Origin of the sequence: Pseudomarimonas salicorniae, from assembly GCF_023156535.1 — a bacterium.
Classification (GTDB): domain Bacteria; phylum Pseudomonadota; class Gammaproteobacteria; order Xanthomonadales; family Xanthomonadaceae; genus Pseudomarimonas; species Pseudomarimonas salicorniae.
Genome location: NZ_JALNMH010000031.1, coordinates 1 through 1,540 on the forward strand (window position 1 = coordinate 1; position 1,540 = coordinate 1,540).

The following is a 1,540-nucleotide window of genomic DNA, read 5'->3' on the forward strand; positions in this document are numbered from 1 at the left end:
GCTCCTTCTATGTGCCGTCCACTGTCAACCTCTGGTTGCTTGCTTCTTTGCTTTCCTGATGTCTGGCGTGGCGGTTGCTGTTCGGGCGTTCGACCGTGTGCGTCGAGACCACCTTCTATCCGTTTCGGGCCTCGGGCCCGACAACCTCATGCTGCATCCGCGTGTCCGCGTTGGCTCAACCTTTTCTCCGAGAGCGCCATCTACAAGAACGGTCTGATATGACCCAGGAGCGCAGCGCGCTGCTCGTACCTCGCCAAACCTTCAGAAAAATCGATTTCTCCTTGCTCTGCCTGTCCGCCTTTCAAGCTCCTGCGGGGGTTCCGCTTGCTTCCGCCTTCACCGCGCCACGCTGAACCGCGCCCCGGCCGGCACCTCGCCGTTCTGACTCATCCGCCACAGCGCGATCAGCAGCTTGCGCGCCAGCGCCGCGATGCCGACCTTGCGACCTCGCTGCGTTCCGGAGAACCGGGCTCGCCACCATTGGCTCAGCTCGCTCTGGGGCTGATATCTCAGCCACGACCAGGCCAGCTCGATCATCAGCGTGCGGACCCGTCGGTTGCCGCTCTTCGATAACCCCTGCTCGCGCCGTGACTGCCCGCTGTCGTAAGGCGTCGAGACCAGCCCCACACTGGCGGCCAACTCCCGCCGGTTGCGATAGCGTCGCCAGCCGAACAGCTCGAAGACCAAGGTCCAGGCACTCTGCATGCCCACGCCACGCAGGGTTCTCAGCAGCTCGATCAGGGCAAAGGGCCCGGCGCCAGCCGCCGCCTTCATCTGCGCCGCCTGCGCGTCCTCCAGCGCCTTGATCCGCGCACACTTCGCCAAGTAATCGTCGATCTCCCGCTCCAGCCGGGTCCGCAGATTCGGCAGAAGCGGACGCCCATCCCCTGTCCGTACCGTCGCCAGCTGGCCGCGCCAGGTCGAGCATCTCCCTTCCAGCTTCACGCCCTGCGCCGCCAGAAGACCCTTGATCCGATTGCCCACCGTCGTCCGCGCCTTGACCACGCTCTGACGCTCCCGATGCAGCACCCGGAGGTCTTCCTCCTCGTGGCTCGGCACCCTCACCGGCCGCAGCGCCTCGGCATCACCGCCATACCAGCGATACAGCAGCGACCACAGTTTGTCCGCGTCCACCCGGTCCGTCTTCACCCGCCGCGCCCGCCGGTCCACCTCGATACTCGAGGAGTCAATCACCACGTTGTGTACCCCGTGCTGGGCTAGCCACCGATGGATCCAGAACCCGTCCCGTCCGGCCTCGTAGCAGCTCACCACAGGCGCATCGACCGGAAGTCCGAGTTTCGCCTTCGCACGCGCCAAGGCATCCAGAAACTTCGCCCCGTCACCTGGCTCCAGCGTCGCCTGCCGTCGTCGGCCATTCGCTCCGAGCACCAAACGCCAGACCTTCGATGACAGCTCCAGCGCCACCAACAACACCACCTCTCCGACATACACTTCCCACTCGCGGGCCGTTCGCATGTTCGCCTCCGTTGGTTGGTCCCAATTAGAGGTTTAACTGCGGACGGCCCGCATAGCATCTACA

At 64.7% G+C, this 1,540-nt stretch carries 1 protein-coding gene; it reads right to left on the reverse strand.

All coding sequences use genetic code 11. The features are described from left to right. Positions 1-336 precede the first annotated feature (336 nt). Entirely contained in the window at positions 337-1,476 is a 1,140-nt protein-coding gene (locus M0G41_RS18545; protein ID WP_248211729.1) for an IS110 family RNA-guided transposase, read from the reverse strand. Positions 1,477-1,540: the final 64 nt, after the last annotated feature.

Bases quoted from the DNA above. Each gene is read 5' to 3' on its own strand.
- M0G41_RS18545 (WP_248211729.1), bottom strand. From the start codon at position 1,476: ATGCGAACGGCCCGCGAGTGGGAAGTGTATGTCGGAGAGGTGGTGTTG.